Genomic DNA, 5,492 nt, shown 5'->3' on the forward strand with positions numbered 1-5,492 from the left:
CAACAGATTCTCATCAGCATGGACGGACGGGGCCGGGCGCTGGACAACGTCTTCATCGAACGTTTGTGGCGCACGGTGAAGTACGAAGAGATCTACCTGTACGACCATGCCGATGGGGTGGCGCTGCACCAGGGGCTCGACCGCTACTTCCGGTTTTACAACACCGAGCGCCCCCACAGTGCCCTCGGCGGCAAGACCCCAGAACAGGTCCATCAAACCCACGGCGGAACCACCCACCGCCACTAACCGTTTACAAATTTTCGCCCCCAAACTGTCCAAGGAGTGGGGTCCACCCCAGTTCATCCATTTCTCGTAGTCGATGGCCACGCCATAGATCCAGCATTTCCCGGAACACCTGACCGCCCGGCCGCTGGGGAACAAATCGGAAAACTCCAGTGCCGCGGCTCGATCCTCGATGCCAGGCGACTTGCAGAACGGGCATTTTCCGACGTCGGGTTTCAGCTCGGACTGACCGCCGCCGCATGAAGGGCAGCGCCACACGAGGTAGCCCTCGCATTCGAACGGATCGGGGGAGCAGTCGACGCACCCACCCTCCTCGAACCAATCGAAGACCACATCGCTACGCCCCTCGTGGATGGAAACGGTCGATCCTGCTGCCGTCCTGTATTTGCCGTTGGGTAGCCGCATATCAGCGGCTCGGTGCGATAGTGGACAGCGCCGCTCCCCCTGCGACACGCGCCCCACCTAGGGTGACGGTCGTGGGCATCGGCCCAAACTCTTCGAACAGCGGCCACGGCTTTTGGCGCCACGCAACGGCTTGCTTGATCTCCGAGCGGTCGGCTTCAGGCATTTTGTCCCAGGCCCATTGAGCGAAATCCTTCCACTCCGTTTCAGCCGTCCCCTGCTGGAGTGCCTCGACGATGTCCCGAACGATGCCCATGGCCGTTTGGGACTCGACCTTGCCCCACCACCTCACAAGCCAATCAATGCATGCAGGGACGATGTAGCTTTGTCTTCCGAGGCAGTAACGAACGGCAGCGGCGATCATGAGTTGACCGTCAATGCCGGAGAGGGGCGATATCGGGTCGGCAATGTACTTTTCGCCTGGCATGGCTCCTCCGGGAGAGGTAAGGGGTCATCTCTTGCGCCAACATGGTACCCATATGGTACCAGTTTGCAACGCCAACGTGACCTTCCAAACCCCACGTCGTGACTCGACGATCCCCGAATGAGAACTCGTCAACCCCAGGTATCGGTGAAATTGATCAAGGCCGTGCGTCGTGTGCGTGGGGTGTCGGCCCGTCACTCGGGGGCTGGGGCGACAATTGACCTGACCCCATACCTCGGCGAACACGGGTCGATCACCGTTCAGAGGTCGCTCGACGGTCTGGTCGGGGGGTTTTCAGTGGTGCTGGTCGATAGGATGGTCAGGGAAACAGGCGACACCCTGCATTCGGTGATCGAGCCTCGCGACATGGTCGAGATTCGCTTTTCCGCAGACCCCACACGCCAACTTCCCTTGGTCATGCGCGGCATCGTCGATGGCATTGATAGGGAACGTCGCGTGGCAGGGGATCGGGTCAGCCAGTCGGTGACGGTGAGCGGGTACGACCTGGGGGCGATATTCGGGCTGCTACGCATCGACTATCGGTGGTTGATCGCGACGGGGTCGGCGGCGCCGCTTGCCGGACGAGTGCCGTTCACGGAGTTTCAGATTCCAGGCAGGGAAATGGCTCCCGGCGAATGGATGTCCGAGATTGTGGATAAGGTTGTCCGGCCCTATTTCGAGTCTACGGAGTTGTCACGGTGGCTACGGAATGTCCGGGTGCTGGCATCCCCGCTGGGGTCTGGGGTTGTTTCTCCTCTCAGCTATCAGAGCTTCGAGGGTACCTTCGAGGCACTGCTGATGAAGTACGCCGACCGCCCATGGAACGAGTTATTCCTCCGCGAGACCGAGACCACGACCGATCTGATTTTCAGGGTCGCCCCCTATCGTGATCTCTACTCGGGTCAGTACATCCTGCCCGGGGCGGTCGATCCCGGAACCGTCTCCGTTTCGACGGCGAACATCGAAAGCCTCAAGGTCAGCCGGGGGGCGCACCGTGTTGCCAATTGGTATTGGGTAGACGCCCCGGGTGTTACAGCTCAGACATTCGCCGACAAGGCGATGGTCTCGACCCTGAACGCAGCCCCCGACTCTCTGTGGATCGGCGGCGGGAACGGCCTGACCCCCTACGATAACGCCAGGATGGATCTCTACGGCATCAACCCGATGAATGCCGCGACGAACCAAAGCCAAACCCTCAACCCAACCCACTACGGATCAAATTCTGCGCTCGAAACGGCTGCCGGCGATGTTCTGGCGTTCTTGGAGGAGCGCCGGCGGCAACTGATCGCAATGAATCGGGACAACGTGGCCCTTGAGCAGGGTTCGGCGATTGTGCTCGGAGACGAAACACTCATGCCCGGAAAGTACCTGGATGTGACCGACAACGGGGTTGTAACCGACAGCTTTTACATTCGGTCGGTGATGCATAACTTGGTCCCCAACACCTCGTTCAAAACTACCGTCTTGATTGATCGCGGCGACGGCTTGATTCGCCGCGGCGCGCAAACCGCGTCCCCCTATCTGCTTGATGCAAGGAATGGTGTCTATGGCTGATTACAACCCTTTCCCGGTGGCCAAGGTTGTTGCTATTCACCCAGAACGGCACTCGTTGGACTGTGTTTGTCTCGACACGGGGGAGCGGTTTTTCGGGGTCACGGTGCTCTCGGGTTCCGCCTCCTCCGAGGCGGTATCGGCGTCGATCCCAGAACCGGCGCCACCGCAGGAGTCATGGGGAATTGAGCCAGGAGATGGCGCGACGGTTTTGGTGGTCCTGGCGCGCTGGCCCGGCATCACGCCATGGGTTCTCGGGTTCATTCCGCCCCCGACCGCCCCCGGGCTGAACGATCCGGGGCGCAAGGCTGATCGCCACCAATCCGGGTGGTATCACACGGTATCGCCCACTGGCGACATGGAGATGCACCACCCCTCAGGGAGTTTCGTTCGCATGGCTTCCGATCTTGGACATGAGAATCTTGACGCCTTCGACCCCGAGGGGCGCTGGGCAGACAACAAAAACGTCGATCACCTGGTTGGGTTTGTTGCGTCGATCGCTGGGGCTGGCGGCGCTGAAGTTGCCAAAATCTCGGTGGCCCCCACGACCGGCGCCATATCACTGTCCACCTTTGCCAACGGGGCGTCGGCAGCCGCCATCGAAATCGACCCCGTCGCCGGGACAGTCGCGATCACCACACTTCCCGCCGCCTTGGCAACGCTCAACGGCTCTCCCATCGTGAATGGATCTGTTGTCTGTCCCTACATTCAGGGGCCGCATCCGGTACCACTGGCGTAAGTTTCGGTTGCTGGTTTCTTCGGCGCATGGTACCAATTCGGTACCAGTAAGATGAACATCTGCGACCGAGGTGCTCCATGGGTACAACCGCAGTTCAAAAATCAGCACGCCCGCAATACGGGTTCAAGGTGTTCGAATCCGGCGAAGGCTTCGAGCCCCAGATGTTCTCCCCGACATTCCCCTCCACATTGGCTGGCCCTGTCCGCTATATGTGGGTTCCCCTGGCTCCTTCCGGGTACTTCCTCGATCCCGACATCTGCGGCACCGGCGAAATCAACCGTCGCGGTTTTCTGCCCTCGATGGAGGAGGCCGAGGCGGCAATTGCGCGCGCTCGGCGAATCGCGGATGGGCTACTGGTGCTGGAGGTGGTGCGATGAACCGGAAGGTCCACTTCCAGGTGTCCGGAATGCTTCATTGTTCGGTGTGCGGGATGTTTCACTGCAACCCTGATCGGGTTGTCGTTTCGCCGAAGTTCGTGACGTGCGGCGTGTCTGCAAACGCACCAAGGCATTTGCGGCCGCAACCAGCCCCGTCGCGCCCCCCGAGCCAACGAAATGATGACCACACCCCGGTCGTTCTCCACCTCGTCCTCACCCACTACTGGTACGACAAGATGGTGGCGGGGGAGAAGGACGACGAATACCGGGCCATGACCGTCCATTGGAAACGCCTGATTTGGGACAGGCGCGCCAGGATCACCCATGTTCGGTTCGCCCGTGGCTACACCAAAACGACGATGCTGAGGCCGGTCCACTCAATCGATATCGGCCTGTGCCCCTATGAGGGGTGGAACGACAGCTACTTCCGCATCCACATGCCGCCGATTGATTCCCCTGGAGGTCTTTCGCCGTGTCCCATCCCTTAATCAAAGCCGAGCAGGGCAGGGCGCTTTGGATCTCAACGGACACGTTCGACCCCTATCACCTTGTGGCAGACCACCCCTGAGAGGAGGCCAAGTCGGGATTGAAGAGGCCAAGCAGTACCGCGCCCCTATGCCAAGGGGCAGTATCTGGAAGGGAGGTGTGGTGAAGTGAACGAAGAACACGAAGACAGCGATGGCATGCCAAGCAGCGACGGGTGGGCCTGCGCGAACTGCACGCACTACGAATTTGGGGATGACGACTCAGCCCCGCTTCCTACAGGTGGAAAAAGCCATGAGCAAACTCAAATTTGAGCCGACGTTGATTTGCCCAAAGTGTTCCGATTCCGGGGATGGAGCCGAATCCGACGATTGGTTTACAAAATTCGTCCTTGGACGTGAGGGGTCGGTGATGTGTGCCGATTGCTGCCATGTTGTTGGAGTCTGGTTCCCCGAGGCTGTCGTAGTTGGGCGCTTTCTGTGCGGTGAGGTGGAGGATGGCGAGTTGACTGATTTCGACGTTGATTTCGCCCCATCCATTGGCGACAACCTCAGGCCTGGAGACGAGGTGTCTCAGCGTCACCCCGGGGCTGAGCTGAAGCTTGTGGCGGCTGTACCACCTCAGGGTGGGGTGGCGTGATGGCTACAACAAATGATGGCGGAAGCGGTCGGTCACCTGAGCTGTACGCACGCATGCAGGTGTTGATCGAGGAGGGGGAACTGCGGCTGGGTGGAAAAAGACGATGCCAGAGTCAAATTTAGCGCGCTTTTGCGGGTCGCACGTGAGATTGTTATGCCCTACAAACATCAAGCGCACTGCTACCGCACCATCGGAGGGGTTCAGTACGCGAATCAATGCGACGTACTGGACGAAGAGCATTTCAAGCTCGTGGAGAAGGCTAAGCGCCTGGTAACTATTCAGCCCCCCCCATCCCCCCGGTTTTTCCCTACGGGTTTTCTTTCATAAAGAGGGGTTGGTTACCTTCGAAGAGGAGGGTCAGGGCTGAGGTGGGACCGATGCCGTGTTTGCGGCAGGTCGACAGGTAGCTGCGGATGCGGCAGAAGATATCGGCGCCCTCTTTGGAGCGGAAGCATCCTGAGATTTTCTGGTGCAGCTTGACCATACGGATGTCGTTTTCACCCTGGTTGTTGGTGAAGGGAACCAGCGGATTGTCGATGAACCGTAGGACGTCGTCCTCGAAATTGCGCAGTCGTTCGAGCAGGTTGCGCGATTTGGAACGTTTCAGCCGCCCCCGCTGCCCCGGTGGTCTGGC

General features: G+C 59.8%; 6 protein-coding genes and 2 pseudogenes. 6 read left to right on the plus strand and 2 right to left on the minus strand.

Features of this window, described 5'->3' with window-relative positions:
* Positions 1-246: pseudogene (locus tag AUJ55_00005) on the plus strand (hypothetical protein).
* A 403-nt stretch (positions 247-649) separates the two neighbouring features.
* On the opposite strand, the gene AUJ55_00010 reads toward AUJ55_00005, so the two are convergent.
* Positions 650-1,072: a hypothetical protein gene (locus tag AUJ55_00010; protein OIO61484.1), complete on the minus strand. Its 423-nt coding sequence runs from the start codon at positions 1,070-1,072 to the stop codon at positions 650-652.
* 117 nt (positions 1,073-1,189) lie between these two features.
* Between AUJ55_00010 and AUJ55_00015 the strand changes: the two genes are divergently transcribed.
* The 5 genes from AUJ55_00015 (at position 1,190) to AUJ55_00035 (ending at position 4,858) form a co-directional block, all read left to right on the plus strand.
* Positions 1,190-2,623: a hypothetical protein gene (locus tag AUJ55_00015; GenBank protein OIO61485.1), complete on the plus strand. Its 1,434-nt coding sequence runs from the start codon at positions 1,190-1,192 to the stop codon at positions 2,621-2,623.
* Positions 2,616-3,359, plus strand: a complete 744-nt coding sequence (locus AUJ55_00020; protein ID OIO61486.1) for a hypothetical protein — start codon at positions 2,616-2,618, stop codon at positions 3,357-3,359. Before AUJ55_00015 ends, AUJ55_00020 begins: the two co-directional genes overlap by 8 nt.
* Positions 3,360-3,436: 77 nt before the next feature.
* Positions 3,437-3,736, plus strand: coding sequence for a hypothetical protein (locus AUJ55_00025; protein ID OIO61487.1), 300 nt, complete (start codon positions 3,437-3,439; stop codon positions 3,734-3,736).
* On the plus strand, positions 3,733-4,224 hold the full coding sequence (locus AUJ55_00030) for a hypothetical protein (protein ID OIO61488.1): 492 nt from the start codon (positions 3,733-3,735) through the stop codon (positions 4,222-4,224). Before AUJ55_00025 ends, AUJ55_00030 begins: the two co-directional genes overlap by 4 nt.
* A 250-nt stretch (positions 4,225-4,474) precedes the next feature.
* On the plus strand, positions 4,475-4,858 hold the full coding sequence (locus AUJ55_00035) for a hypothetical protein (GenBank protein ID OIO61489.1): 384 nt from the start codon (positions 4,475-4,477) through the stop codon (positions 4,856-4,858).
* A gap of 307 nt (positions 4,859-5,165) precedes the next feature.
* On the opposite strand, the pseudogene AUJ55_00040 reads toward AUJ55_00035, so the two are convergent.
* Positions 5,166-5,492, minus strand: a pseudogene (locus AUJ55_00040) (hypothetical protein).

It is taken from the genome of Proteobacteria bacterium CG1_02_64_396 (assembly GCA_001872725.1).
In the GTDB taxonomy this organism is placed as follows: domain Bacteria; phylum Pseudomonadota; class MNWR01; order CG1-02-64-396; family CG1-02-64-396; genus CG1-02-64-396.

What these genes read in the sequence shown, in the direction of transcription:
- AUJ55_00010 (OIO61484.1), bottom strand. Translation starts at nt 1,072, where the DNA reads ATGCCAGGCGAAAAGTACATTGCCGACCCGATATCGCCCCTCTCCGGC.
- AUJ55_00015 (OIO61485.1), top strand. Translation starts at nt 1,190, where the DNA reads ATGAGAACTCGTCAACCCCAGGTATCGGTGAAATTGATCAAGGCCGTG.
- AUJ55_00020 (OIO61486.1), top strand. Translation starts at nt 2,616, where the DNA reads ATGGCTGATTACAACCCTTTCCCGGTGGCCAAGGTTGTTGCTATTCAC.
- AUJ55_00025 (OIO61487.1), top strand. Translation starts at nt 3,437, where the DNA reads ATGGGTACAACCGCAGTTCAAAAATCAGCACGCCCGCAATACGGGTTC.
- AUJ55_00030 (OIO61488.1), top strand. Translation starts at nt 3,733, where the DNA reads ATGAACCGGAAGGTCCACTTCCAGGTGTCCGGAATGCTTCATTGTTCG.
- AUJ55_00035 (OIO61489.1), top strand. Translation starts at nt 4,475, where the DNA reads ATGACGACTCAGCCCCGCTTCCTACAGGTGGAAAAAGCCATGAGCAAA.